Source organism: Embleya sp. NPDC005971, from assembly GCF_040629175.1.
Taxonomy (GTDB): domain Bacteria; phylum Actinomycetota; class Actinomycetes; order Streptomycetales; family Streptomycetaceae; genus Embleya.
This window is the reverse complement of the sequence record NZ_JBEXUX010000001.1, coordinates 503,391-527,889: the sequence shown is the minus strand read 5'-3', so window position 1 is coordinate 527,889 and position 24,499 is coordinate 503,391. Positions and strand designations below refer to the sequence as shown.

Sequence of the window (24,499 nt, the reverse complement as noted above, 5' to 3'; positions counted from 1 at the left end):
CTGGGACCTGGACGCTACCGGTCGCACCCGCGGTACCGCCGGCCAGGAAAGGCTGCCCGAACCCGAAGAGGCCGCCCCGGACCCGCGGGTGGCGGGTCGGGGGCGGCCTCCGGTCGGCTCGGGGTCAGCCCTTGTCGGCGGGCTTGCGCGCGGCCGAGGGGGTGCGCTCGGCGTCGGCGTCGGCATCCGCGTCGGGCTCGTCCGCGGCACGGACCACGTCCGGGGCCGCATCCGCCGCCACGACCGCGTCGCTGTCGGTGTCGGCGTCCACCGGATCCGTCGCGCTCTCGGCGTCTTCCGGCTCCCGCGTGGCCTTCGCGTCCTCGGCGACCTTCGTGTCCGCGTCCTTGGCGTCCGCTTCCTTCGTGTCCGCGACCTCCGCGTCCGCGACCTCCTCGTCCGCCTCGTCGGCGTCGTACGGCTCGTCGGCGTCGTCCGGCTCCCGGTAGTGGCCCTGCAGCGTGGCCGGTTCCTCGCGGCCGGGGTGCGTGCGGGCCGAGATCCAGATGTAGGCGATCGCGCCGACGAAGACGAGGATCGCGGTCCAGTTGTTCAGCCGCATGCCCAGCACGTGTTCGGCGTCGTCGACGCGCATGTACTCGATCCAGAACCGGCCCACCGTGTAGCCCGCGACGTAGAGCGCGAAGGCCCGGCCGTGGCCCAGCTTGAATCGGCGGTCGGCCCAGATCACCAGGGCCGCGACGCCGATGCACCACAACGACTCGTACAGGAACGTCGGGTGGAAGGTGCCGGCCTGACCGGGGTCGATCACGTTGTGGTCGCCGTCGATCTTCACCGCCCACGGCACGTCGGTCTCGCGGCCGTAGAGCTCCTGGTTGAACCAGTTGCCCCAGCGGCCCACGGCCTGGGCGAGCACGATGCCCGGCGCGAGCGCGTCGGCCAGCGCGGGCAGCGGGATGCCCCGGCGCCGGCAGCCGATCCAGGCGCCCACCGCGCCGAGCGCGATCGCACCCCAGATGCCGAGCCCGCCCTTCCAGACGGCGAACGCCTGCATGGGGTCGCCGCCGTCGCCGAAGTACGGCCCCGGCGTGGTGATGACGTGGTAGATGCGGCCTCCGACGAGGCCGAAGGGCACCATCCACACGGCGATGTCGCCGACCGTGCCGGCACGACCGCCTCGGGCGACCCAGCGGCGCTCGCCGAGCCAGATCGCGAGGACGACACCGAGGATGATGCACAGCGCGTAGCCGCGCAGCGGGATCGGACCGAGGTCGATCTGGCCGCGGGAGGGGCTGGGAATGAATGCGAGGTCCATGGCGGGTACGACGCTACCGGGTGCGGGGGCGAACGTGTGCCGGCGGGCGGCGACGAACGGGCGCGGCACCGGGGAATCGGTGCCGCGCCCGGGTGCTCCGAAGCGGAGGGTGACTACTTGATCGCTGCCAGGATCTGGGCGCGCACCTCGTCGGGGGTGGCCAGGCCGCGGCCCTTGACGATCAGGTCGATGGTCTTGCCGTTGATGCCCGCGGTCGGTGTGCCGGTGACGGGGGTGTCGCCGATCTTGGCGTTCTGGAACGCGTCCTCGACCTTGTTGACCCACCCGGCCACGCTCAGGTCGTTGACGCAGGCGTCGAAGGTGGGCGAGCGCAGGCCGTCCACCTTGCCCGCGAGGTCGATCAGGTAGGAGCGGTTGCCGAACTTGTCGTCCAGCTCGTCGGGCTGGTTCGCGAAGAGCGTGTCGTGGTACGGCGCGAACTTGCCCGCGTTCTGCGCGCAGCCGGCGGCGTTGGCCGCGTACTTGGAGCCGTTGCCGCCGAGCTTGCCGTCCAGGAACGAGGCGATGTGGTAGTCGATCTTGATGGTGCCGGCGTCGGCCATCTGCCGCAGGGTGGGGCCGAGCGACTTCTCCACCTCGTGGCAGATCGGGCAGCGGAAGTCCTCGTACATGATCAACGAGGGGGCGTTCGGGTTGCTGCCGACGGAGATGCCCAGACCGTCCGCGGACAGGTTCACGGGGGCGCTGTACGGCTTGGCGAGCGCGTCCTTCCAGGGCCCCTTCTTCTTGTTGGTCTTGGACATGCCCACGACCACGCCGATGATGGCGACCACCGCGAGGACGGCCACCACCGCACCGGCGATGATCAGCACCCGCCGGCGCTTGTCGAGCGCCTGTTGGCGCGCGCGCTCCTGGGCCATGCGCTCGCGCGCGGTGCGCTTGCCTTCGGAATTCTTCGAGCTCACGTGATCTCAGGGCCTTTCAGTTCCCGGGTTCCGGGGTTCCGGTTCGCGTCCCCGCGGTACTCGTCCGCGTCGGTGTCCCGCTCGTCCTCGGCCGCCTCGTCCGCGTCGTCCGCGTCGTCCGCGTCCGCGTGGTCCTCGTCCGTGTCGTACGGCGGTTCCTCGGGGAACAGCCAGGCGTCCGCGGACAGGCGGGTGCGCGGGAAGACGATCAGCCAGATGGCGAGCAGCAGGAAGCCGCAGTCCCGCAGGATCTCCTCGAGGTAGGCGGTCTTGTCCGGCTCGACCGGACCGCCGCCGCCGAAGCAGCCGCAGTCGATCGCCAGGCCCCGCGCCCACGCCTGGGCGATGCCCGCGATGAACACGATCAGGAGCAGCGCGGACAAGGACGCGACCAGTCGGGTGCCGATCCCGACCACCAGGAGCAGGGCCAGGCCCAGTTCCAGGTAGGGCAGGGCGTAGCCGACCGGCTCGACCAGACCGTCGGGCAGTACGTCGTAGCCCCGGACCGCGTACGCGGCCTGGTCGGGGTCGAGCGCCTTCTCCCAGCCGGCGTAGGCCCAGACGAAGGCCAGGCCCAGTCGGGCGGCGAGGCCGATCCAGGGGGCGGCTTTGCGCAGGCTCGCGAGCGGGCCGGCGGTCGCGGCGCCGTCGGGGGTGGCCGTCGCGGTCACCGTCGGCCCACCGGCTCGATCGTCTTGCCTTCCAAGGTCTGACCTCCGTCACGACGGGTGAGGTACGGGGACCCCGGTCCGTGGTCCCCCGCACCCCGGACCGGCACATGTGCTGTCTAACCGGCGGAAGGCACCTTAGGTTCCTGTCCGAGAGCCGCCTTACCACTCCCGGGGTTCTCCAGGCGTCGGTCGAGCAGTTCACGAAGGTTGTCGGGCGAACGCATGGCCGAGTTCCCGCTGTCCAGAATTTTTCCGTCCACCGCCACGGCGGGCGTGGCAAGGACGCCGGAGCTTTCGAACGCGCTCTCGGCGGCGGCCACCCACGCGGCGTTGGCGTCGGTGTTCACGCACGCGTCGAACGCCTCGCCGCGCAGACCGGGGACCTGGCCGGCCAGGTCGAGCAACCGGGCGGCGGTGTAGCCGTCCTCGGACTCCTCGGGCTGGTTCTTGAACAACATCGCGTGGTAGCCGGCGTACTTGCCCGCGTCCACCGAGCAGCGGGCGGCGTTCGCGGCCTTGACCGAGCCGGTGCCGCCGAGCTTGCCGTCCAGGAAGGAGGCGATGTGGTAGTCGACGCTGATCTTTCCGGCCTCGGCGTAGTCGGCCAGGAGCGGGCCGAAGTCGGTCTCGAAGCGTTTGCAGAACGGGCAGCGGAAGTCCTCGAACACGGTGATGGTGACCGGTGCCGAGGAGCTGCCGACCCGGATCGTGCCGTCCGCCTGGGCGACGGCGGGCAACGTGGCCAAGTCGACGTCGCGGACGGGGGCCTTGGCCGTGTTCGACCGCTTCGCGTCGCCGGAGTCGTCGTCCTTGTCGTCGTGGCCGACGGTGAACACGACGCCCAGGACGGCGGCCAGCACCGCGACCACGAGCACGCCGACGACGGCCAGGATGACGGGTGTTCGGTTGGCCGCGGGTTTGGCGCTCAACGCTGGTTCCTCCGATGGGGGTGGGGGTGGGATGGTGCGGGCATGACAACGGCCGCCGCGACGGTGCTGCGGCGGCCGCTGATGAGCCGATGTACATTTTGGCGCGTTTTTACACAGGGCGCCGATCGGGCGCGGGTGTCAGCGCTTGCGGACGCCCTCGGCCAGGTCCGCGGCCAGGGCGCGGACGGCGTCCAGGCCGGCCTGTTCGTTCGGCGCGTCCAGCAGGGCGCGGACGAACGCGGAGCCGACGATGACGCCGTCGGCGTAGGCCGCGACCTCGGCCGCCTGGGTCGCGTTGGAGACGCCCAGGCCGACGCAGACCGGCAGGTCGGTGGTCTTGCGGGTGCGTGCGACCAGGTCGCCGGCCGCCGAGCTCACCGAGGCCCGGGCTCCGGTGACGCCCATGACGGACGCGGCGTAGACGAAGCCGCCGCAGTGTCGGGTGGTGTAGGCGATGCGTTCGTCCGAGGAGGACAGCGCGACCAGGAAGATCCGGTCCAGGTGGTGCCGGTCGGTGGCGGCGATCCACTCGTGCGCCTCGTCCGGGATCAGGTCGGGGGTGATCACCCCGCTGCCGCCGGCCGCGGCCAGTTCGCTCGCGAACCGCTCGACGCCGTAGCGCTCGATCGGGTTCCAGTACGACATCACCAGGGTCGCGGCGCCGGTTTCGGCGACGGCGCGCACGTTGTCGATCACGTGGTGGGTGTTGGTGCCGTGGGCGAGCGCGTGTTCGACGGCGCGCTGGATGACGGGGCCGTCCATCTGCGGGTCGCTGTAGGGCAGGCCGACCTCGATGATGTCGCAGCCGCCCTCGACCATCGCCCGCATCGCGGCGGCGGAGCCCTCGGCGGAGGGGTAGCCCGCCGGGAGGTAGCCGACCAGTGCGGCGCGGTTCTCGGCGCGGGCGGTGGCCAGCACCTCGGTGAGCCTGGTGGTGGTGCCGGTGCCGGTCACGACTGCTCCGCTTCCGCGTCGAGGAGATCGAAGTACTTGGCGGCGGTGTGCATGTCCTTGTCACCGCGCCCGGAGAGGTTCACCAGGATGGTCGCGTCCGGGCCGAGTTCGCGCCCGACCTCGATCGCGCCGGCCAGGGCGTGCGCCGATTCGATCGCCGGGATGATGCCCTCGGTGCGGCACAGCAGCCGGAACGCCTCCATCGCGGGGGCGTCGTCGATCGGCCGGTAGGTGGCCCGGCCGGTCTGGTGCAGCCACGCGTGCTCGGGGCCCACCGCCGGGTAGTCCAGGCCGGCGGAGATCGAGTGGGACTCCATGGTCTGCCCGTATTCGTCCTGGAGCAGGTAGGTGCGGGCGCCGTGCAGGACGCCGATCGAGCCGCCGGTGATCGAGGCGGCGTGCCGCCCGGTCTCCACGCCGTCGCCGCCCGCCTCGAAGCCGTACAGCCGCACGCCCTCGTCCGGAATGAACGCGTGGAAGGCGCCGATCGCGTTGGAGCCGCCGCCCACGCACGCGCAGACCGCGTCCGGCAGCTTGCCGGTCAGGTCGAGCACCTGCTGCCGGGCCTCCACGGAGATGACCTTGACGAAGTCGCGGACCATCGCCGGGAAGGGGTGTGCGCCGGCCGCGGTGCCGAGCAGGTAGTGGGTGTTGTCGACGTTGGCGACCCAGTCGCGCAGCGCCTCGTTGATCGCGTCCTTGAGGGTGCGCGAGCCGATCGCCACCGGGATCACCTCGGCGCCGAGCACGCGCATCCGGGCCACGTTCAGGGCCTGGCGCTGGGTGTCGAGTTCGCCCATGTAGACGACGCACTCCAGGCCGAGCAGCGCGCACGCGGTCGCGGTGGCCACGCCGTGCTGGCCGGCGCCGGTCTCCGCGATCACCCGGGTCTTGCCCATGCGCTTGGTCAGGATGGCCTGGCCGAGCACGTTGTTGATCTTGTGCGAGCCGGTGTGGTTGAGGTCTTCGCGCTTGAGGATGATCCGCGCGCCGCCTGCGTGTTCGGCGAAGCGGGGGGCCTCGGTGATGATGCTCGGGCGCCCGGCGTAGTCGCGCAGCAGGCCGGCGAACTCGGCCTGGAACTGCGGGTCGTTCTTGGCCTTTTCGTAGGCGGCGGTCAACTCGTCGAGGGCGGCGATCAGCGCCTCGGGCAGGAAGCGCCCGCCGAAGACGCCGAAGTGGCCGGAAGGATCCGGTAGTTGGGCAGTGCTGGACATGCGAGGTCCTTGTCGGTGTGGCATGCCGTGCGGACGGCACGTTGCTGACGGATGGGTCAGGAAACGTGTCCGCGCCATCGGCTGCCCGGCACCTGGCCGGGCTCACAGCCGATCACGTAGCGCACCCGACGCCCGCGCGCCCGGCGGGCGGGCGCGCGGCAGCCTCGGGGCTTGCAGCCCCTGGCCAGTCGCGGGTCCATGCTCATTGCCTGCTCGTGTCCTCAGCCGCGCCCGTGCCGGATCGCCGGGTGGGCGCCCGCGGCGACCAGGTCGGCGACCGAGCTGCGCGGGTCGCGACCGGTGACCAGGGACTCGCCCACCAGGACGGCGTCGGCGCCGTTGTTGGCGTAGGCGATCAGGTCGTGCGGACCGCGCACGCCGGATTCGGCGATGCGCACGCACGAGTCCGGGATCAGCGGGGCGATCCGGGCGAAGTTGTTGCGGTCCACCTCGAGGGTCTTGAGGTTGCGCGCGTTGACCCCGATCACGGTGGCGCCGGCGTCGAGCGCGCGGGCGGTCTCCTCCTCGTCGTGGACCTCCACGATCGTGGTGAGACCGATCGAGCGGGACCGCTCGATCAGCGAGACCAACGCGTTCTGCTCCAGCGCGGCGACGATCAGCAGGGCCACGTCCGCGCCGTGCGCGCGGGCCTCCCAGAGCTGGTAGCTGGTGACCATGAAGTCCTTGCGCAGGACCGGGATGTCGACCGCGGCGCGCACCGCGTCCAGGTCGTCGAGCGAGCCGCCGAATCGGCGCTGCTCGGTGAGCACGCTGATCACCGAGGCGCCGCCGGACTCGTAGTCGGCGGCCAGACCGGCCGGGTCGGCGATCGCGGCGAGCGCGCCCTTGGAGGGGCTGGAGCGCTTGACCTCGGCGATGACGGCGATGCCGTCGCCGCGCAGGATGCTCTCCGCGTCGCGGGGCGCCGGCGCCTGGGCCGCGAGTTCCTTGATCTCGTCAAGGGAAACGCGGGCCTGTCGTTCTGCGAGGTCGGCGTTGACACCGTCGATGATCTCGTCGAGAACCGTCACGCCCTACATCCCCTCGTTTGTCCGGAGAACCTGCTCCCCCGGCTCTCCGATGGTATAGGCCGATTCGAACAGACCCGTCCACGCCGCACCGCCGAAGAGGTGGGGGCAGCATACGGCGTCGCACGGTGGGTCCGTGCGCGGCGTCCGGCCGACGGATCCGCCGGCCGTCACTGTCCGTCAGGGCGCGAGCGGCGCGCCGAACGGCAGGTCCCGGACGACCCAGAAGAGCACCACGACCGCGAGCAGCGCCCACAACGCGCGGGGATCGGCCAACCCCCGACGCGGCTCGCCGCGCGCGGTACGCACCGTCCAGCGCAGCCACAACAGGCCGATCAGCGGAAACAGCGCGACCGCGAGCGCGTTGTAGCCCAGCGCGGCGGACAGGTCGAGGTGGGTGAGCGCGTGCACGCAGCGCAATCCGCCGCAGCCGGGGCAGGCCAGGCCGGTGAGCACCAGGTAGGGGCACGGCGGATAGTGGCCGCTCTCGCGCGGATCCACCAGTCCCACATAGGCGGTCGCACCGGCGAGCAGGGCCAGGCTCATGGCGGGCAGAGCGAGATTGCGCAGCCGGAAGCCGGTGCCGGACGCGGGACGGGCCGGGGTGGTCATCGGCCCATTGTGCCGTCGGAGAGCACCGTCAGAGGTCACCCAGCGTGTCTTTCCAACCGAGAAGGAAAACGCCGACCATCCAGGTGGTCCAGAAGATCACGCCGAGCAGGACGGTGCCGATGGTCCAGTTGCGGGCCCGCAACGAGGCGAGCCGGGCACCGGCCACGTCGCCGCGGTGCCAACGCTCGTTGACGCTGGTCGCCGCGAGCAACGCGGGCACGCCCGCGAGGAAGCAGCAGAAGACGGTGGCCAGCACCGCCCACGCGAGGTAGTTGTCCGGTGGTCCCGGTGGCGGACCGGCGGGCGGCGGTGTGGTCGGCGGCCCGTAGGGCATGGCGTGCCCGAACGGCCGAGGCGGCGCGTTCCACTCCCGCCCCGGCCCCTCACCGCCCCCGGGAGCCCCCGGAAACCCATAGGCCACGTTTCCCCCTCGGCGTCACACCCACCAGTCCGCCCACCCTAGAGGTCAGCGACGCGCGGGGGCGGCGCCCATCCCGCCCATCCGCATGCCCGCGCCGGCGATGCAGCCCACGAGGACCACGGCCGCCCCGGCCCAGAACAACATCACGCTGGCCGCGATCATCGCGACGCCGGAGATCGTGCAGCCGATCAGCGCCAGTATGGTCACGGTCCAGGCGGCGGGGGTGCTGCCGTGGTTTCCGGCTTGCGACGACATCGCTTACTCCTTCGGCTTCACAATTCACACGCGAGGGCGCGGCTGCCGGGACACCGTTTCGGGCGCCGCGGTCACAACCGCGCGATTCTTATTGTCACCCGTCGGGAGCAGTGCTCAGCGCGTGGGGTCCTCGCCCCGGTCCAACGCGTTCCACAGGTCGGCGTTGGTGGCCGGGCCACGCTTGGCGGCGACCACCTTGCCCGCCGGGGCCTCGTAGCGGTTGGACATACCGGGCCAGCGCCGGCCCCGAAGCACCACGAGCAGGCCCGCGAGCAGGATCACCACGCCACCCACGACCGCGAACCACGGCCAGATCGTGTGGCTCACGTCCACCGCGCGAACCCCCTCGACGGCCGCCTTGCCCGCCGCCTCGGAGTTCACCGCCGACGTGTCGCCCGCGCCCCGCACGGCCAGCACCACGACCCCGAGCCCGGCCAGGGTCACCAGCACGCCGATCACGGTCCGGCCGAACGTGCGGGTCGCGAGCACCGCGAGGCCGCCGGCAAGGCCCAGCAGCGCGAACGCGGACAGGGCCTTGTTGATCGTGTTGCCGCTCGCCTGCACCGCGATCCGCGCCCCGTGCACCGGCGCGGTGCCCTCGGCCCAGGTGCGACCGGCCACCGAGAGCACCAGGGCGGCGCCGGCCAGCGCGAGCAGGACCGTGATGGTCGACTCGCGGCGGGCGGCCTTGCGCTCGCGCAGCGCCGCGTCCTCGACCGCCGCGGTCGCGACCGCCGCCGGCTGCTCTTCGGCGGCGCTCGCCGCGCCGGTGGTGGTCGCCGGTTCGGCGTCGGCCCGGTCGTGCGTCTCGGTGCCGGCACCCGCCGCGCCGGCCTCGGTCCTCGCGTTGCTCATGGCACCAGCATGACCCACGCCGCGCGACGGCTGGACCCCGGGCGGGCGTTCGCGGCCCTACCCGGCCGTGACGTCGTGCGCCGGCGCGAGGGTGGCCGCGATGGCCACCGCGCGCAGCACCGCCGCCGCCTTGTTGCGGCATTCGACGTCCTCGGCCTCGGGCGAGGAGTCGGCGACCACACCCGCGCCGGCCTGGACGTAGGCCACGCCGTCGCGGATCAACGCGGTGCGGATCGCGATCGCGGTGTCCAGGTCGCCGGCGAAGTCGACGTAGCCCACACAACCGCCGTACAGGCCGCGCCTGGTGGGCTCGAAGTTCTCGATGATCTCCATCGCGCGCGGCTTGGGCGCGCCCGACAGGGTGCCCGCCGGGAAGCACGCGGCGAACACGTCCAACGCGGTGCGCCCCGGGGCCAACTCGCCCACCACGGTGGACACGATGTGCATCACGTGGCTGTACCGCTCGACCGACATGAAGTCGATCACCTCGACCGTGCCCGGCGCGCAGACCCGACCCAGGTCGTTGCGGCCCAGGTCGACGAGCATCAGGTGTTCGGCGCGTTCCTTGGGGTCGGCGAGCAACTCCTCGGCCAGGTCGGCGTCCTCGGCCGGGGTGGCACCGCGCGGGCGGGTGCCCGCGATCGGGTGCAACATCGCGCGCCCGTCCTCGACCTTGACCAGCGCCTCGGGGCTGGAGCCGACCACGTCGAAGCCGCCCTCGGCGCCGCCGTCCGGCCCCGGCAGCCGGAACAGGTACATGTACGGGCTGGGGTTGGTCGCCCGCAGGATCCGGTACACGTCCAACGCGCCGGCCTCGGTGGGCATCTCGAAGCGCTGGGACAGCACGATCTGGAACGCCTCGCCGGCCCGGATCTCCTCCTTGGCCGCCTCCACCGCCTTGCGATACGCGACCGAGCCCCACGGGCCGACCGCCTCGGCCACCGCGCCGCGCTCGAACGCCGCCGCGGCCAGGCCGGTCGGCCGGGCCAGGTCGGCGGTCATCGCGTCCAGGCGGGCCACCGCCGCGTGGTACGCCTCGTCGACCCCGGACTCGCGGTTGTCGTGGTTGATCGCGTTGGCGATCAACAACACGCTGCCGTCCACGTGGTCGAGCACCGCCAGGTCGGTGGCCAGGAACATCATCAGCTCGGGCACGTGCAGGTCGTCCACGGTCGACTCCGGCAACCGCTCCAGCCGGCGCACCACGTCGTAGCCGAGGTAGCCGACCATCCCGCCGGTCAGCGGCGGCAGTTCCAGGCCCGGGACGCCGTGCGGGGTGTGCAACGCGGCCACGGTGGCCCGCAGTACCTCCAGCGGATCGCCCTCCACCGGCACGCCCACCGGCGGGGTGCCCAGCCAGCGGGCCCGGCCGGCCGCCTCGGTGAGCACCGCCGCGCTGTGCACGCCCACGAACGAATAGCGCGACCACGAGCGGCCGTTCTCGGCGGATTCCAGCAGGAAGGTGCCGGGCCGCTCGGCGGCGAGCTTGCGGTACAGACCCACGGGGGTGTCGCCGTCGGCCAGGAAGCGCCGGGTGACGGGGATGACCCGCCGGTCGCGCGCGAGCGTCCGGAAGGTGTCGAGGTCGGGGGTGACGGTTCCGGTGGTCATGGCGTGCGCAATCTCCCGGGCGGCGAGGTCGGGCCGAGTCGGGTGCCCGCGGGCCCCGGGTCGGCGGCGGTCAGTCGGAGACGGGCAGGACGTCCGCGTCGAAGCAGGTGCGGTCGCCGGTGTGGCACGCGGCGCCGGTCTGCTCGACCCGCACGAGCACGGCGTCGCCGTCGCAGTCGAGCGCGACCGAGAGCACCTTCTGCACATGACCGGAGGTGTCGCCCTTGACCCAGTATTCCTGCCGGCTGCGGCTCCAGTAGGTGCAGCGGCCGGTGGTCAGCGTGCGGTGCAGCGCCTCGTCGTCCATCCAGCCGACCATCAACACCTCGCCGGTGTCGCCGGCCTGGGCGACGGCGGCGATCAACCCGTCGGGGTCGCGCTTGAGACGCGCGGCGATGGTCGGGTCGAGGTCGGAGGGCCGCGCGGGCGGGTGGGTGGCACCGGTCATGCGCGCATTGTCGCAGACCGATGCGGGCCCACCGCGGCGGTGTTCACAGGCCGGTACGGGCCGTACGCAGGGTGTCGATCGCGGCCTCGTCGCCCTCGATCCCGACCCGGGCCTGCTCCTTGCGGCCGAACAGGTACAGGAGCAGCTCGGCCGGGTGGCCGCTCAGCGTGACCACGGGCGTGCCCTTGTGCACGATCTGCGCCGGTTCCCCGGTCGCGGTGTCGGTGCGGCGCAGCGCCACGCCCACCGGGACCCCGCGCAGCGCCATCCGCGAGGCGCCCTTGGCGCGCTTCCACAGGATCTCGGTGAGTTCGGGGTCCAGTTCGCGCGGCTCGGCGCCGCCGGGCTGGGCCCGGCGCACGTCCTCCAGGTGGATGAAGTACTCCATCGTGTTGGCCGCCGCGTCCACGCCGGGGATGCCGAACACGGACAACCTCGGCGGGCCGTCCGCGACCAGCCGCACGCTCTGCTCGTACGGCTTGGCCGCCTGGCGCAGCCGGACCTTCTCGGTGTAGCCGGCGAGCGGCGCGAGCATGATGCCCGGCGCCGAGTCGGGGCGGTGCTCGCGGACCACCAGGTGGGCCGCGAGGTCGCGGGTGGTCCAGCCCGCGCACAGGGTCGGCGCGTCCGGGCCCAGCACGCGCAGCAGTTCGGCGAGTGCGGCGCGTTCGGTGCGAGCGTGGGAAGTGGGCATGTGCAGATCCTTTTGCCCGCACCGGGCGCGGTCAAGGGGACGGGCGGGTCAGGGCGATGCCGCCACCGGAGCGGAGTCCTTGGGATGGTCGCTCTTCTGCTGGGCGCTGAGCCAGCGCAGCGCGTCCGGCAGCACCGCCTGCCAGGTCTTGAAGTTGTGTCCGCCGGTGGGCAGCAGCAGCGTGTCCACCTTCAGCGGCGGCTTGGCCAGCCGCTGGAACTCCTTGGTCTCGGGCAGGTTGGGCTCGCCGCTCTCGCTGCTGGTGAGCAGCAGGTTGACCGGCGGCATCGGCATGTTCTTCAGCCGCCACATCAGGTCGTTCTGGTTGCGGTACGCCTTGCTGCCGCCGTACAGGTCGCCGGTGTCGCCGTCCAGCGGCGCGCCGTAGTCGGCGGACAGCGCGACGCCCGCGCCGATCCGGTCCGAGTTGAGCATGGCCAGCTTGATCGAGCAGTAGCCGCCGGTGGAGTCGCCGAGCATGGCCCAGTTGCGGGCGCCGGGCGCGACCCGGTACGCCTGGTTGATCGCCTCGGGCAGGTCCTGGCTGAAGAACATGCCCACCTGCGGTCCGCCGGGTACGTCGGTGCACTCGGTGTCGCGGTCGGCGCCGACGCTCGGTTTCATCATCACGTAGATGGTCGGCTGGACCCGTCCCGCGGCTATCTCGTTCGCGGCGAACTTGGGCAGTTCCAGGCGGGTGACCAGGTTGCGCTCGTTGCCCGGGTAGCCGGTGAGCACGACCACGACCGGGAAGCGCCGGTCCTTGTACTGGGCCTGGAAGTACTGCGGCGGCAGGTAGACCAGCGCCGGAGTGCCCATCCCGCTGCGCCGGCCGGCCACGTCGATCCGCATGATCTGGCCCGCGGCCTGGGCGTTCTTGCCCTGCGGGACGTCTATCGTCTCGGTCCCGTTCTCCTTGACCAGCTTGGGCACGTCGCCGGGGCCGGCGGCGGTGCCGAAGTTCACCACGGGCTTGCCGGTGTGCCCGAGCAGGTCGTCCCAGGTCGTGTAGAAGACGAAGTAGCGGTTGCCGATCACCGCCACGGTGGCCATCAGCAGCACCTGCGTGCTCAACAGGATGCCGACCCGGCCCAGGATCGGCAGCACTGCCTGGCGGGACAACTTGGGCCAGAAGAACACGGCGGCGACGACCGCCGCGAACGCGACGACGCCGAGCAGGAGTATCAGTTTGAGGCTGGTGAGGCCCACAGCGGCGTCCTCGGTCTATGGATCATGGTCAGGGCATGCCCATAAGACGCGGCCGACCCGGGCTTTGGTTGCGTGGGTCGGGCCTGCGCCGGCAGGACCGGCGGGAGTGCCCGAAACAGGGTGACATGCGGGAAAGATCCGCTCCAAGCCGAGCCACGCGGCCGATCGGGGGCGAATTCGGGGGCCGGACGGGAATCGGGACCGTCCGAGGCGCCTTGTACTTTCATTGGACAACCATCCTGGGACAGCCCTGGGACAACCCTGTTGGCCGGCCCCGTGTTCGCGACGGCCGGATTCCCGTGAAAGTGAGCCCCGTGGCGGACAAGGTCGTGCTGCGACAAGGACTGCGCGTACTCGGCGTGGGGATCCGCGAGGAGCCCAGGATCTTCGCCGCCGCGGTGGGCGCGAGCGCGGTGTACGGCGTGATGACGGTCGGCTCGGCGCTGGTGCTCGGCCGGGTCACCGACGAGGTGATCATCCCGGCCTTCCGGGACGGGCACACCACGGCCGGCGCGCTGGTCGGCGCCTTCGCGGCGGTGTTCGGGATCGCGCTGCTCAAGGCGTTCGGGGTGATCGGCCGCCGGTTGTGGGCGGGCGTGATGCAGTACCGCCTCCAGGCCACCTACCGGCGTCGGGTGACCCGGCAATACCTGCGCCTTCCGCTCGCGTGGCACCATCGCCACCCGACCGGGACGCTGCTGTCCAACGCGAACGCCGACGTCGAGGCGGCCTGGAACCCGATCGCGCCGCTGCCGATGGCCACCGGCGTGGTGGTGATGTTGTTCGTCGCGGCGATCTCGATGGTGCTCACCGACTGGGCGCTGGCGCTGGTGGGCTTCGTGATCTTCCCGGCGATCGCCCTGCTCAACGTGGTCTACCAGCGCAAGCAGGGGCCGCTGGCGATGCGCGCGCAGGAGTTGCGCGCCGACGTCGCCGAGATCGCGCACGAGAGCTTCGACGGCGCGCTGGTGGTCAAGACCCTGGGTCGCGAGACCGAGGAGACCACCCGCTTCGCCGCCGCCTCGGGCGAGTTGGCCGACGCGAACATCGCGGTGGGCCGGGTCCGGGCGCTGTTCGACCCGATGTTGGAGGCGCTGCCCAGCTTCGGTGTGCTGCTGGTTCTGGTGGTTGGCACGGTCCGGGTCTCGAACGGCGACCTGGCGCCCGGCGACCTGGTGCAGGTGGCCTACCTGTTCACCCTGTTGGCCTTCCCGGTGCGGGCGATCGGGTGGCTGCTGGGCGACATGCCGCGCTCGGTGGTGGGCTTCGACCGGGTCAAGGGGGTGCTGGAGGCCGAGGGCGAGCACGCCTACGGCACGATCGAGGGCGGCGACGCCTCGGCCGGTCCGGCCCGCCTGGAGGCCCGCGCGGTGCGCTTCGGCTACACCGACGGCACCGACGTGCTGCACGACGTGGCCTTCGACGTCGAACCCGGGCGCACCATCGCCGTGGTCGGCCCGACCGGCTCCGGCAAGTCCACGCTGGTGTCGCTGCTGGTGCGCCTGGTCGATCCGCTCGACGGCGGGGTGCTGCTGGACGGCACCGACCTGCGCGAGTATCGGCGCGGCGGGATCGCGGCCACCGCCGCGTTGGTCCCGCAACAGGCGTTCCTGTTCGACGACACCGTGCGCGACAACATCACCCTGGGCCTGGATCTGGACGACGCGGCGGTGCACGAGGCGCTGCGGATCGCCCAGGCCGACTTCGTGACCGCGCTGCCCGAGGGCCTGGACACCCGGGTGGGCGAGCGCGGGACCACGCTGTCCGGCGGGCAGCGCCAACGGATCGCGCTGGCCCGGGCGTTGGTGCGCCGGCCGCGCCTGCTGGTCCTGGACGACGCGACGTCGGCGGTGGACCCGCGGGTGGAGGCGGCCATCCTGCACGGGCTGCGTGACGCGGGGCCGGCGACGGTGGTCGTGGTCGCCTACCGCAAGGCCACCATCGCGCTCGCCGACGAGGTGGTCTACGTCGAGGGCGGCCGGGTGCTCGATCGCGGTCCCCATCACGAGTTGCTGGACCGCTCGGTGGGCTACCGCCGGTTGGTCAACGCCTACGAGCGGGCCGCGCGCGAGGGCGCGGACGAGGACATCGACGTCAGCGAGGCCGAGGAGGCCACGGCTTCATGAGTATCGCCACCGTCGTGCGCAAGGCACCCGAACCGGGCCCCGGGCCCGGTTCGCGAATAGGCGCCGATCCCGATTCCGACCGGCCCGCCGAGTCCGGCCTGAGCGTGCTGCGCCGCGGCCTGCGGATGACGCCGGAGTTCACCGAGGGCCTGATCGTCACGCTGCTGCTGGCCGTGGTCGGCACGGCCGGGCGCATCGTGGTGCCGCTGGCCGTGCAGCAGACCATCGACCGGGGGCTGCGCGCCGACGCCGGTCCCGACCTGACCGTGGTGCGCACGATGGCCGCGGTCGCGGCGCTCGCGGTGGTGGTCACCGCGGTGTCCGCCTACGCGATGAACGTGCGGTTGTACCGCACCAGCGAGCGCGGCCTGTCCACCCTGCGGGTGGCCGCCTTCCGACACATCCACGACCTGTCCACCCTGCACCAGCAGTCCGAGAAGCGCGGTTCGCTGGTCTCGCGGGTGACCGGCGACGTGGACACGATCAGCCGGTTCATCCAGTTCGGCGGGCTGCTGCTGATCGTCAGCGTCGGGCAGATCGCGCTGGTGACGGTGCTGATGTTCGTCTACTCGTGGCAGCTCACGCTGTTGGTGTGGGTGTGCTTCGCGCCGCTGTACTTCTTCATGCGGGCGGTGCAGAAGCGGATCGCCGCGGCCTACTCGCACGTTCGGGTGGCCATGGGTCGCATGCTCGGCGCCATCGCGGAGCCGGTCGTGGGCGCCGCGATCGTGCGTGCGCACGGCATCGAGGAGCGCACCGCGCATCGCATCGACGAGTCGGTGAACGCGCATCGGGACGCGCAGAGCCGTGCCCAGTTGTTCGTCGCGCTGACCTTCCCGATGGGCGAGTTCGTGGTCGGCCTGGCCAACGGGCTGGTGGTCGTGGTGGGTGTGTGGCTGGGCATCGACGGGCAGCTCAGCGTCGGCGAACTGGTCGCCTTCCTGTTCCTGGTCACGCTGTTCGTGGGGCCGGTGCAGATGGGCGTGGAGATCCTCAACGAGGCGCAGAACGCGCTCGCCGGCTGGCGCCGGGTCCTGGAAGTGCTGGACGCGGAGCCGGACATCGCCGATCCGGGCGAGGCGGGCGAGGTGCTCGCGCGCGGGCCGGTCGAGGTGGCGTTCGAGCACGTCTCGTACGGCTATCCGGGTGGGCCGCGGATCCTGCACGACGTGGACGTGCGGCTCGCGCCGCGGACCCGGGTCGCGGTGGTCGGCGAGACCGGCTCGGGCAAGACCACGTTCGCCAAGCTGCTGACCCGGCTGGTGGACCCGGACGAGGGTCGGGTGCTGCTGGACGGCGTCGAACTGCCCCGGGTGCGCTTCTCGTCGCTGCGCGCGCGGGTGGTGATGGTGCCGCAGGAGGGCTTCCTGTTCGACGCCACGCTGCGCGAGAACGTGCGGTACGGCCGACCGGACGCGGACGACGCGGCGATTCGCACCGCGTTCGTCGACCTCGGGTTGGCGGACTGGCTGGGCGGGCTGGCCGCGGGCCTGGACACTCCCGTGGGCCAGCGCGGCGAGTCGTTGTCGGCGGGTGAGCGGCAGTTGGTCGCGCTGGTGCGGGCCTACATCGCCGACCCGGACCTGCTGGTCCTGGACGAGGCGACGTCGGCCGTCGACCCGGCCACCGAGGTGCGGATCGGGCGGGCCCTGGACGGGCTGACCCGGGGCCGCACCGCGGTGTTCATCGCGCACCGGATGTCCACCGCCGAATCGGCCGACGAGGTGCTGGTGTTCGACGCCGGCAAGCTCGTCGAACGCGGCCCGCACGCGCGCCTGGTCGGGGCCGGCGGGATCTATACCCGGCTGCACGCGTCGTGGACGGCCCAGCAGAAGACGGCGCCGCACCCGCGCTGACCCGGGTGCGGCGGCCGGCTCGTGGTCGAACGCCGGACGGGCTGCCTCGAACAGCCCGTCCGGCGTCGACCGCGCTCCCGGCGTTCGCGGGCGACGCCCTGTCCGGGTGCGGGCGTCCGCGCTATTTCAGCGGTGCCGTCAGCTTCTTGGTCTCGTCCGTGTAGGACACCAGGCACTGCACCTCGCGGTCACCGCTGCCCCAGCCGGATTCCTTGGGATAGATGTACAACCAGGTCAACTGATCGGCCTGTGGTTGGCGGGCGATCACCGGCTCGGCGATCGGCTTGCACACCCCGGACGCCTTGGTGTCCATCTCCGCGTCGCCGGGCCAGGTGCCGTCCGGCAGTGCGACGTTCTTGATGTGCTGGCCGTCGTGCGGGCTCGTGCAGGCGACCTTGTTCACGTCCGTGCTGCCCGTGGCGAACGAGATGCAGTCGCCCGGGCTGAGCGGGACCTTCTTGACCGCGACGCTGCCGTTGGAGTTGGTCGCCGCGGGGGTGACCGGGGCGTCCGTGCTCGGCGGCTCGCTCGTCGGCGGCTCGGGCTCGTCGGTGGTCGGTTCCGGGTCGGTGGTCGGCGGTGCGCTGGTGCGCTCGGGCGTGGTGCTCGCCGGACCGGCCCGGTCGCCCTTCTTGTCGTCCCCGCCCAGGCTCACCACCAGGGCGATCACGCCGCCGGCGATGGCCAGGGCGACGACCACCACGATCGCGACCACCCGCCCGTTGCCCCGGCCGCCGCCGGGCGGACCGCCGGGGCCGCCCGGACCGTAGGGAGGGCCGCCGCCGTAGGGGGGACCGCCGCCGTAGGGAGGGCCGCCCCCTCCGTACGGCGGGCCCCCGCCGTAGGGCGGACCGCCGATCGTCGGGCCGTCGTAGGGCGGCGGCGGGTTCGCCGGGGGCGGGCCCGCGGGGCCGCCGGGGCCGCCCGGATAGCCACCCGCGCCGCCGCCGTACCCTCCCCCGCCGTAGCCGCCGCCTTGATTGCCGCCGGGATATCCGCCGGGAGTGCTCATCAGGTCGGTCCCTCCCCCCACGGGCCGAACGCCCGGGTCAGCGCAGTGGCTTGGTGAGTGTCTGCCCCGACTTGTACTTCACGATGCAGGTCACCTTGCGGCGGCCGATGTCCCACCCGGGCTGCTTGGGGTAGGTGTAGGTGAAGGTGAACTGCGACGCGTCGGACCGGCCGCCGACCGCCGTGTTCATCGCCGGGGTGCACTTGGTCTCGGTCTGCTCGGTGATCGAGGCTTCACCCGGGTAGGTGCTGCCGCTCAGCTCGTAGGTCATGACGACCTCGCCGTTGTGCGTGGTGGTGCAGGACTTCTTGTCGATGGTGCCCGAGACGGTGTCCAGGGTGACGCAGTCGCCCTTGGACAGGTCCACGTACTGGACCTCGGAGGGCAGGTCCGGGTTCGCCGTGCCGGCCGAGGTGGTGCGCGGCGTGGTCGGCCGGGTGGTGGTCGGCCGCGACGTGGGCGGCGCGCTCGCGCTGTTCGTCGGCGCGGAACTGGGCGAGCCACTCGCGCTGTTCGTGGGCGAGGCGGTCTTGTCCTTCTTGTCGTCGCCGCCCAGCACCACCACCAGCGTGGCGATGATGCCGCCGACCACGACGATCGCGGCGATCACCACGGCGATCAGCGGGCCCTTGCCGGAGCCGCCCTGGTTGGGCCCCGGCGGCATGCCGCCGCCGTAGCCTCCGCCGCCGTAGTTGCCGGGGTACTGCGGCCCGCCGCCGGCCCCCGGGTATTGCGGGGAGCCACCGTACGGGTTCTGCGGCGGCGGGTACTGGCCGCCGCCCTGCGGGTATTGCTGACCGCCCTGCGGGTACTGCTGCCCCGGGTACGGCTGATTGCTCGGATAACCCTGGCCTGGCTGCTGCCCGTAGCCGGGGTAGCCACCCTGTCCGGGTGATGGCGGCGTCGTCATGTGCCTAGCCTGCCCGATCGGGTGAACCCCGCGCTCGACCGGGCCCGACTCCTTGACTGCGAGTCAGATGATCGTTGTGGGACCGGAATCCTTCCGTGACCCGATTTCACTTCGACGGCGGATGCGGCCGGGCCCGAAACGGTCGGGTCACCACGGTCACGAGCACCCCCGCGAGCATCGCACCGCCGCCGCCGGCGAACACCACCGAGGCGCCGTGGGCCGAGGCGACGAAGCCGCCGACGGGATACAGCAGCGGGATCAGGCCGACCCCGGTCAACATCTGGATCGCGGTCACCCGGCCCAGCGCGCCGGGCGCGCAGATGCTCTGCACCAGGGCGTTCCCGCAACCGCCGACCACACCGGTGGCGATGCCCAGCACCGCAGCGGCGGCCACCGCGATCCCGATCCCGGGCGCGTAGCCCAGGCCGACCAGGCCGGTCGCCATCACCAGCATGCCCACCGGCAACACCAGCCCCGGGCGCGGCACTCGACCCACGATCGTCAGCGCCAGCGCGCCGATCGCCGCGCCGATCCCCCACGCGCCCAGCACCAGGCCCATCCCGCCCGGCCCCCAACCGGTGTCGTCGGCGAGCAGCACGATGCCGATGTTCATCGGGATGGCGAAGCCAGCCTCCATCAGCGCGGTGATCACCAGGAGCGGGCGCAACACCGGATGCCGGGCCACGTAGCGCAGCCCCGCCCGCAGCCCCAACTCCGGCTCCTCGGTGCCGGCTTCGGCCTCCGGCGCGGGCCCCGGGCGAAGCCGCCACAACAACACGAGGGAGAGCCCGAACAAGGCCGCGTCGAGCAGGAAGGCGGTCTCGGCGTCGCCCCACGCCAACACCGCGCCGCCGATCGGCGCGGACACCACGGTGGCCACCCGCTGGGACAACGAGCGCATCCCCTGCACCCGGACCAGTTGGGTGCGCGTGGTCAGTCGCACCGGCAGCGCGCCGACGGCGGGCATGAACAAGGCGTCCACCGCGCCGAACACCAGCGCGATCGCCACCAGGAGCCAGACGGCCGGGCTGCTCGCCCACACCGCGAACGCGGCCACCAGCATCACCACACAGCGCACCAGGTCGCTGCCGATCACCACCCGGCGCGGCCCCACCCGGTCCGCGATCGCGCCGCCGGGCAACATCAGCAGCGCCCGCGGCAGCGACCCGGCGGCCAGCACCAGGCCGGTCTGGGTGGCGTCGCCGCTGCGCACCGCGGTCCAGGACAGCGCCAGGAACCAGATCTGATCGCCGATCAGGGACGCGGTGTAGGCGCCGAGCCAGGCCAGTACGCGCGGGTCGCGATGGGCGAGCCGCCCGGGCCCGGCGGCGGTGCTCGTGATGGCCATGGACGTCCCCGTTCGGTGTGTGCGGTGTGTGCGGTCGTGGCGCGCGGGAGCTGCCGAGCGGTGGCGGGTGCTTCAGAGGCGGAACGGGAAGCCGCGGTAGTAGACCTCCACGTGCTCGGCGCCGGGCGTCTCCCGGCCCCGGTAGCCGTCCACGAGCGCCTCGACGGCGCCCGCCAGTTCGCGCAGTTCGGCGGCGGTCAGCCGGAGTGTGGGCGCACCGCTGAAGGCGGCGCCCGCCCACTCCGCGCCCCACGACTGCATCTCGTCCAGGAAGTGCCGGTAACGGTCCTCGGATTGCGAACCCAGCACCCGCACGATGCTCGCGGAGAGATCCCGGCCGACCCGGTCCTCGGCGAAGTCGCCGAGCGAGAAGGTGAGGTCCTCGACCACCTTCCACCAGCGCTCGCGCCCGTCCCGGGCGTGCTCGGGGTCCTCGACCACGAAGCCGTGTCCGGCCAGCGTGCGCACGTGGTAGCTGACCAGCGCCGGGGTCTCCTCGACCCGCTTGGCCAGCATCGACGCGGTGGCCGGGCCGCCGGCGTGCAATATCCGCAGCAGGGTGATCCGCAGCGGGTGGGTGAACACCTTGAGGGTCTGTACGTCCTTGATCATCCGGCGTGCCGGCTGCTCGCTCATGACCCCACCGTAGATCCGAAAATATTCTTTCGCAATAAGTCTTTCGCAAAAATTCCTTCGTACCCGCCCACGAAAAAGCCGGCCACACCTGCGGCCGGCTTCCTCGAAATGTTCGCGTGCTCAGCGGATCGGCTGCCCCGCCGCCCGCAACACGTCCTTGACCTGCGGAATCCGCAACATGCCGAAGTGGAACACGCTGGCCGCGAGCACCGCGTCCGCGCCTGCCCGCACCGCCGGCGCGAAGTGCTCCAACGCGCCCGCGCCACCGGAGGCGATCACCGGGATGCCCACCTCGGCCCGGACCAGTCGGATCAGCTCCAGGTCGTAGCCGTCCTTGGTGCCGTCCGCGTCCATCGAGTTGAGCAGGATCTCGCCCGCGCCCAACCCGGCCGCCCGGGCGGCCCACTCGACCGCGTCGATGCCGGTGCCGGTGCGCCCGCCGTGCGTGGTCACCTCGAAGCCCGGCGTGCCGTCCCGGCGGCGCCGCGCGTCCACCGAGAGCACCAGCACCTGCGAACCGAACCGGTCGGCGATCTCGGCGATCAGCTCCGGCCGACCGATGGCCGCGGTGTTCACGCCCACCTTGTCCGCGCCCGCGCGCAGCAGCTTGTCCACGTCCTCGACCGCACGCACGCCGCCGCCGACGGTGAGCGGGATGAACACCTGCTCGGCGGTGCGCCGCACCACGTCGTAGGTGGTCTCCCGGTTGCCCGAGGACGCGGTGATGTCGAGGAAGACCAGTTCGTCCGCACCCTCGGCGTCGTACACCCGGGCCATCTCGACCGGGTCGCCCGCGTCCCGCAGGTTCTGGAAGTTGACGCCCTTGACCACCCGGCCGGCGTCCACGTCCAGGCACGGGATCACCCGTACGGCCAGCGTCACGAGGCCCTCCCCCGGTACGCGTCCACCTCGACCTCGACCAGCATCCGCGAGTCGATCAGCCCGGCCACCACGACCATGGTCGCGGCGGGCGGGGTCTCGGCGAACAACTCGCCGTGCGCGCGGCCCACGTCGTCCGCGTCGCGGGCGTGCGTGATGAACATCCGGGTGCGCACCACGTCCGCCGGGCCCAGCCCGAAGTGCGCCAGCGCGTCCAACGCGATCCGAAACGCCGCGAGCGTCTGGTGGTGCGGGTCGCCCTCGTGCGCGAGGTTGCCCTCCACGATCGCGGTGCAGCCCGACACGTGCACGTATTCGCCGACCGCGACGGCACGGGAGTAGCCGAAGGACTCCTCCCACCGCCCGCCGGACGAATATCGCTCGATACTGCCCGAGTTGTCGCTTCCCGTCACCGGGACACCGCCTCCAACGCCTCTTCGAGGGTGAACGCCTGGGCGTACAGCGCCTTGCCGACGATCGAGCCTTCCACACCCAGCGGCACCAGTTCGGCGATGGCCCGCAGATCCGCCAGCGAGGAGACCCCGCCCGAGGCCACCACCGGGCGGTCCGTGGCCGCGCACACGTCCTTGAGCAGCTGCAGGTTCGGGCCGGTCAGGGTGCCGTCCTTGTTCACGTCGGTGACCACGTAGCGGGCGCAGCCGTCCGCGTCCAGGCGGGCCAGCGTCTCGAACAGCTCGCCGCCCTCGCGGGTCCAGCCGCGCCCGGCCAGCGTGGTGCCGCGCACGTCCAGGCCGACCGCGATCCGGTCCCCGTGCCGGGCGATCGCCGAGCGCACCCAGTCCGGCGTCTCCAGCGCGGCGGTGCCCAGGTTGACCCGCCGGCAGCCGGTGGACAGCGCCGTCTCCAGGGACGCGTCGTCGCGGATGCCGCCGGACAGCTCGACCTTGACGTCGAGCCGGCCGACCACGTCGGCGAGCAGTTCGCGGTTGCTGCCCTTGCCGAACGCGGCGTCCAGGTCGACCAGGTGGATCCACTCGGCGCCGGCGCTCTGCCAGGCCAGCGCGGCGGCCAACGGGTCGCCGTAGGAGGTCTCCGACCCGGCCTCGCCCTTGACCAGGCGGACGGCCTGGCCGTCGGCGACGTCGACGGCGGGCAGCAGTTCGAGGCGGTGGGTCTGGGTCATGACGGTTCGGATCCTCAACAGTTCGTACGGGACACGACAGGAGACAGCGAAACTGCGGGACTGCGGGACTGCGGGACTGCGGGACTACAGGGTCGCGAGCCAATTGCGCAGCAACTGGGCACCGGCCTCGCCGGACTTCTCCGGATGGAACTGGGTGGCGCTGAGCGCGCCGTTCTCGACCGCGGCCACGAACGGCGTGCCGTGCGTGGTCCAGGTGACGTCCGGCGGGATGTGCGGGCCGTCCTGGACCACCGGCATCTCCCACGTGCGCACCGCGTAGGAGTGCACGAAGTAGTACCGCGTATCGGCGTCGGCGCCCCGGAACAACACACTGTCCGCGGGCGCCTCGACGGTGTTCCAGCCCATGTGCGGCACCACCGGCGCGACCAGCCGCTCGACCGTGCCGGGCCACTGCGCGCAGCCCTCGGTGGCCACGCCGTGCTCGACGCCGCGCGCGAACAGGATCTGCATGCCGACACAGATGCCCAGCACCGGCCGGCCGCCGGCGAGCCGCTTGTCCACGATGGTGTCGCCGCGGACCGCCTTGAGGCCCTCCATGCACGCGGCGAACGCGCCGACGCCGGGCACCAGGAGTCCGTCGGCGTTCAGCGCGGCCTTGTGGTCGGCGCTGATCTCGACGTCGGCGCCGGCGTGCGCGAGCGCCCGCTCGGCCGAACGCACGTTCCCGAAGCCGTAGTCGAGGACGATGACCTTCTTGGGCACGTGCCTATCCGATCTTCAGGACGCCGGCCGCGATCGAGAAGAACGCGCCGATGGCGAGCAGGGCGATCACACTCTTGGGCAGTCCCTGCTTGACGAACGAGATGCACCCGCCGACCAGGAACAGTCCGAACACGATCAGAACCATCGCCCCGGTGCTCACAGCGCGCCCTTCGTGGAGGGGATCACGCCGGCCCGGCGCGGGTCGAGCACACACGCGTCGGACAACGCCCGGGCCAACGCCTTGAACTGGGCCTCGACGATGTGGTGCGCGTTGCGCCCGTAGGGCACGTGCACGTGCAGGCAGATCTGCGCCTGGGCGACGAACGACTCCAGGATGTGCCGGGTCAGCGTGGTGTCGTAGTCCGGACCGATCATCGGCGCGATGTTCTCCGGTTCGGAGTGCACCAGGTACGGCCGGCCCGACAGGTCCACGGTGACCTGCGCGAGCGCCTCGTCCAGCGGCACGGACGCGTCGGCGAACCGGCGGATGCCCTTCTTGTCGCCGAGCGCCTGGCGAAACGCGGCGCCGAGCGCGAGCGCGGTGTCCTCGATCGTGTGGTGCGCGTCGATGTGCAGGTCGCCGCGGGTCTTGACGGTCAGGTCGAACAGGCCGTGCTTGCCGAGTTGGTCGAGCATGTGGTCGAAGAAGCCGACGCCGGTCGCGACGTCGACCTTCCCCGAGCCGTCCAGGTCGATCTCGACCTCGACGGAGGTTTCCTTCGTGGCGCGTTCGACGCGACCGGTTCTTGCCATGACGGT

Annotated in this window: 27 protein-coding genes; 2 read left to right on the top strand and 25 right to left on the bottom strand. The window is 72.1% G+C overall.

The window, feature by feature from the left end; all coding sequences use genetic code 11:
* Nucleotides 1–124: 124 nt before the first annotated feature.
* From lgt to ABZ374_RS02215, 15 genes are all read right to left on the bottom strand, one after another.
* Complete coding sequence (lgt, locus tag ABZ374_RS02285) at nucleotides 125–1,276, bottom strand: prolipoprotein diacylglyceryl transferase (RefSeq protein WP_360305156.1); 1,152 nt, start codon at nucleotides 1,274–1,276, stop codon at nucleotides 125–127.
* Nucleotides 1,277–1,389: 113 nt separating this feature from the next.
* Entirely contained in the window at nucleotides 1,390–2,202 is an 813-nt protein-coding gene (locus tag ABZ374_RS02280) for a thioredoxin domain-containing protein (protein WP_360305154.1), read from the bottom strand.
* On the bottom strand, nucleotides 2,199–2,873 hold the full coding sequence (locus ABZ374_RS02275; protein WP_360305152.1) for a MauE/DoxX family redox-associated membrane protein: 675 nt from the start codon (nucleotides 2,871–2,873) through the stop codon (nucleotides 2,199–2,201). Before ABZ374_RS02275 ends, ABZ374_RS02280 begins: the two co-directional genes overlap by 4 nt.
* A 116-nt stretch (nucleotides 2,874–2,989) precedes the next feature.
* Complete coding sequence (locus tag ABZ374_RS02270; protein ID WP_360305150.1) at nucleotides 2,990–3,802, bottom strand: thioredoxin domain-containing protein; 813 nt, start codon at nucleotides 3,800–3,802, stop codon at nucleotides 2,990–2,992.
* 138 nt (nucleotides 3,803–3,940) lie between these two features.
* Complete coding sequence (gene trpA, locus ABZ374_RS02265; RefSeq protein ID WP_360305148.1) at nucleotides 3,941–4,756, bottom strand: tryptophan synthase subunit alpha; 816 nt, start codon at nucleotides 4,754–4,756, stop codon at nucleotides 3,941–3,943.
* Entirely contained in the window at nucleotides 4,753–5,973 is a 1,221-nt protein-coding gene (trpB, locus tag ABZ374_RS02260) for a tryptophan synthase subunit beta (RefSeq protein ID WP_360305146.1), read from the bottom strand. The genes trpA and trpB overlap by 4 nt, the downstream gene beginning before the upstream one ends.
* 221 nt (nucleotides 5,974–6,194) lie before the next feature.
* Entirely contained in the window at nucleotides 6,195–7,004 is an 810-nt protein-coding gene (trpC, locus tag ABZ374_RS02255; RefSeq protein WP_360305144.1) for an indole-3-glycerol phosphate synthase TrpC, read from the bottom strand.
* A 177-nt stretch (nucleotides 7,005–7,181) separates the two neighbouring features.
* Nucleotides 7,182–7,613 (bottom strand): DUF2752 domain-containing protein, encoded by a 432-nt coding sequence (locus tag ABZ374_RS02250; RefSeq protein ID WP_360305142.1) that lies wholly within the window; start codon nucleotides 7,611–7,613, stop codon nucleotides 7,182–7,184.
* 28 nt (nucleotides 7,614–7,641) lie between these two features.
* Complete coding sequence (locus ABZ374_RS02245) at nucleotides 7,642–8,034, bottom strand: CD225/dispanin family protein (RefSeq protein WP_360305140.1); 393 nt, start codon at nucleotides 8,032–8,034, stop codon at nucleotides 7,642–7,644.
* 45 nt (nucleotides 8,035–8,079) lie between these two features.
* Nucleotides 8,080–8,289, bottom strand: coding sequence for an HGxxPAAW family protein (locus ABZ374_RS02240; protein WP_360305139.1), 210 nt, complete (start codon nucleotides 8,287–8,289; stop codon nucleotides 8,080–8,082).
* A 114-nt stretch (nucleotides 8,290–8,403) separates the two neighbouring features.
* Entirely contained in the window at nucleotides 8,404–9,144 is a 741-nt protein-coding gene (locus ABZ374_RS02235) for a TIGR02234 family membrane protein (RefSeq protein WP_360305137.1), read from the bottom strand.
* Nucleotides 9,145–9,201: 57 nt separating this feature from the next.
* Nucleotides 9,202–10,755, bottom strand: coding sequence for an anthranilate synthase component I (locus tag ABZ374_RS02230; protein ID WP_360305135.1), 1,554 nt, complete (start codon nucleotides 10,753–10,755; stop codon nucleotides 9,202–9,204).
* A gap of 70 nt (nucleotides 10,756–10,825) precedes the next feature.
* Nucleotides 10,826–11,203 (bottom strand): phosphoribosyl-AMP cyclohydrolase, encoded by a 378-nt coding sequence (hisI, locus tag ABZ374_RS02225; protein WP_355537328.1) that lies wholly within the window; start codon nucleotides 11,201–11,203, stop codon nucleotides 10,826–10,828.
* Between the two features lie 43 nt (nucleotides 11,204–11,246).
* Nucleotides 11,247–11,897, bottom strand: coding sequence for a TIGR03085 family metal-binding protein (locus ABZ374_RS02220; RefSeq protein ID WP_360305133.1), 651 nt, complete (start codon nucleotides 11,895–11,897; stop codon nucleotides 11,247–11,249).
* A gap of 48 nt (nucleotides 11,898–11,945) precedes the next feature.
* Nucleotides 11,946–13,106, bottom strand: coding sequence for an alpha/beta hydrolase-fold protein (locus ABZ374_RS02215; protein ID WP_360305131.1), 1,161 nt, complete (start codon nucleotides 13,104–13,106; stop codon nucleotides 11,946–11,948).
* 314 nt (nucleotides 13,107–13,420) lie between these two features.
* Here ABZ374_RS02215 and ABZ374_RS02210 point away from each other — a divergent pair, with 314 nt between their 5' ends.
* A complete protein-coding gene (locus ABZ374_RS02210; RefSeq protein ID WP_360305129.1) occupies nucleotides 13,421–15,232 on the top strand; it encodes an ABC transporter ATP-binding protein in 1,812 nt (603 codons plus the stop codon).
* On the top strand, nucleotides 15,229–17,088 hold the full coding sequence (locus tag ABZ374_RS02205) for an ABC transporter ATP-binding protein (RefSeq protein ID WP_360305127.1): 1,860 nt from the start codon (nucleotides 15,229–15,231) through the stop codon (nucleotides 17,086–17,088). Before ABZ374_RS02210 ends, ABZ374_RS02205 begins: the two co-directional genes overlap by 4 nt.
* 121 nt (nucleotides 17,089–17,209) lie before the next feature.
* Here ABZ374_RS02205 and ABZ374_RS02200 read toward each other — a convergent pair whose 3' ends face one another.
* The 10 genes from ABZ374_RS02200 to hisB all read right to left on the bottom strand — a co-directional run bounded on the left by ABZ374_RS02200 (nucleotide 17,210) and on the right by hisB (nucleotide 24,493).
* Nucleotides 17,210–18,100: a septum formation family protein gene (locus tag ABZ374_RS02200; RefSeq protein WP_360305125.1), complete on the bottom strand. Its 891-nt coding sequence runs from the start codon at nucleotides 18,098–18,100 to the stop codon at nucleotides 17,210–17,212.
* Nucleotides 18,101–18,137: 37 nt separating this feature from the next.
* Nucleotides 18,138–19,010: a septum formation family protein gene (locus ABZ374_RS02195; protein WP_360305123.1), complete on the bottom strand. Its 873-nt coding sequence runs from the start codon at nucleotides 19,008–19,010 to the stop codon at nucleotides 18,138–18,140.
* A 106-nt stretch (nucleotides 19,011–19,116) separates the two neighbouring features.
* Nucleotides 19,117–20,358: an MFS transporter gene (locus tag ABZ374_RS02190; RefSeq protein ID WP_360305121.1), complete on the bottom strand. Its 1,242-nt coding sequence runs from the start codon at nucleotides 20,356–20,358 to the stop codon at nucleotides 19,117–19,119.
* A 72-nt stretch (nucleotides 20,359–20,430) separates the two neighbouring features.
* Nucleotides 20,431–20,994: a helix-turn-helix domain-containing protein gene (locus ABZ374_RS02185; RefSeq protein WP_360305119.1), complete on the bottom strand. Its 564-nt coding sequence runs from the start codon at nucleotides 20,992–20,994 to the stop codon at nucleotides 20,431–20,433.
* A 120-nt stretch (nucleotides 20,995–21,114) separates the two neighbouring features.
* On the bottom strand, nucleotides 21,115–21,876 hold the full coding sequence (hisF, locus tag ABZ374_RS02180) for an imidazole glycerol phosphate synthase subunit HisF (protein ID WP_360305117.1): 762 nt from the start codon (nucleotides 21,874–21,876) through the stop codon (nucleotides 21,115–21,117).
* Entirely contained in the window at nucleotides 21,873–22,286 is a 414-nt protein-coding gene (locus ABZ374_RS02175; RefSeq protein WP_360305115.1) for a RidA family protein, read from the bottom strand. The genes hisF and ABZ374_RS02175 overlap by 4 nt, the downstream gene beginning before the upstream one ends.
* A complete protein-coding gene (priA, locus tag ABZ374_RS02170; RefSeq protein ID WP_360305113.1) occupies nucleotides 22,283–23,017 on the bottom strand; it encodes a bifunctional 1-(5-phosphoribosyl)-5-((5-phosphoribosylamino)methylideneamino)imidazole-4-carboxamide isomerase/phosphoribosylanthranilate isomerase PriA in 735 nt (244 codons plus the stop codon). Before priA ends, ABZ374_RS02175 begins: the two co-directional genes overlap by 4 nt.
* Nucleotides 23,018–23,101: 84 nt before the next feature.
* A complete protein-coding gene (gene hisH, locus ABZ374_RS02165) occupies nucleotides 23,102–23,740 on the bottom strand; it encodes an imidazole glycerol phosphate synthase subunit HisH (RefSeq protein ID WP_360305111.1) in 639 nt (212 codons plus the stop codon).
* Between the two features lie 4 nt (nucleotides 23,741–23,744).
* Nucleotides 23,745–23,885, bottom strand: coding sequence for a hypothetical protein (locus ABZ374_RS02160; RefSeq protein WP_360305109.1), 141 nt, complete (start codon nucleotides 23,883–23,885; stop codon nucleotides 23,745–23,747).
* An 11-nt stretch (nucleotides 23,886–23,896) separates the two neighbouring features.
* On the bottom strand, nucleotides 23,897–24,493 hold the full coding sequence (gene hisB / locus ABZ374_RS02155) for an imidazoleglycerol-phosphate dehydratase HisB (protein ID WP_360305107.1): 597 nt from the start codon (nucleotides 24,491–24,493) through the stop codon (nucleotides 23,897–23,899).
* Nucleotides 24,494–24,499 lie beyond the last annotated feature (6 nt).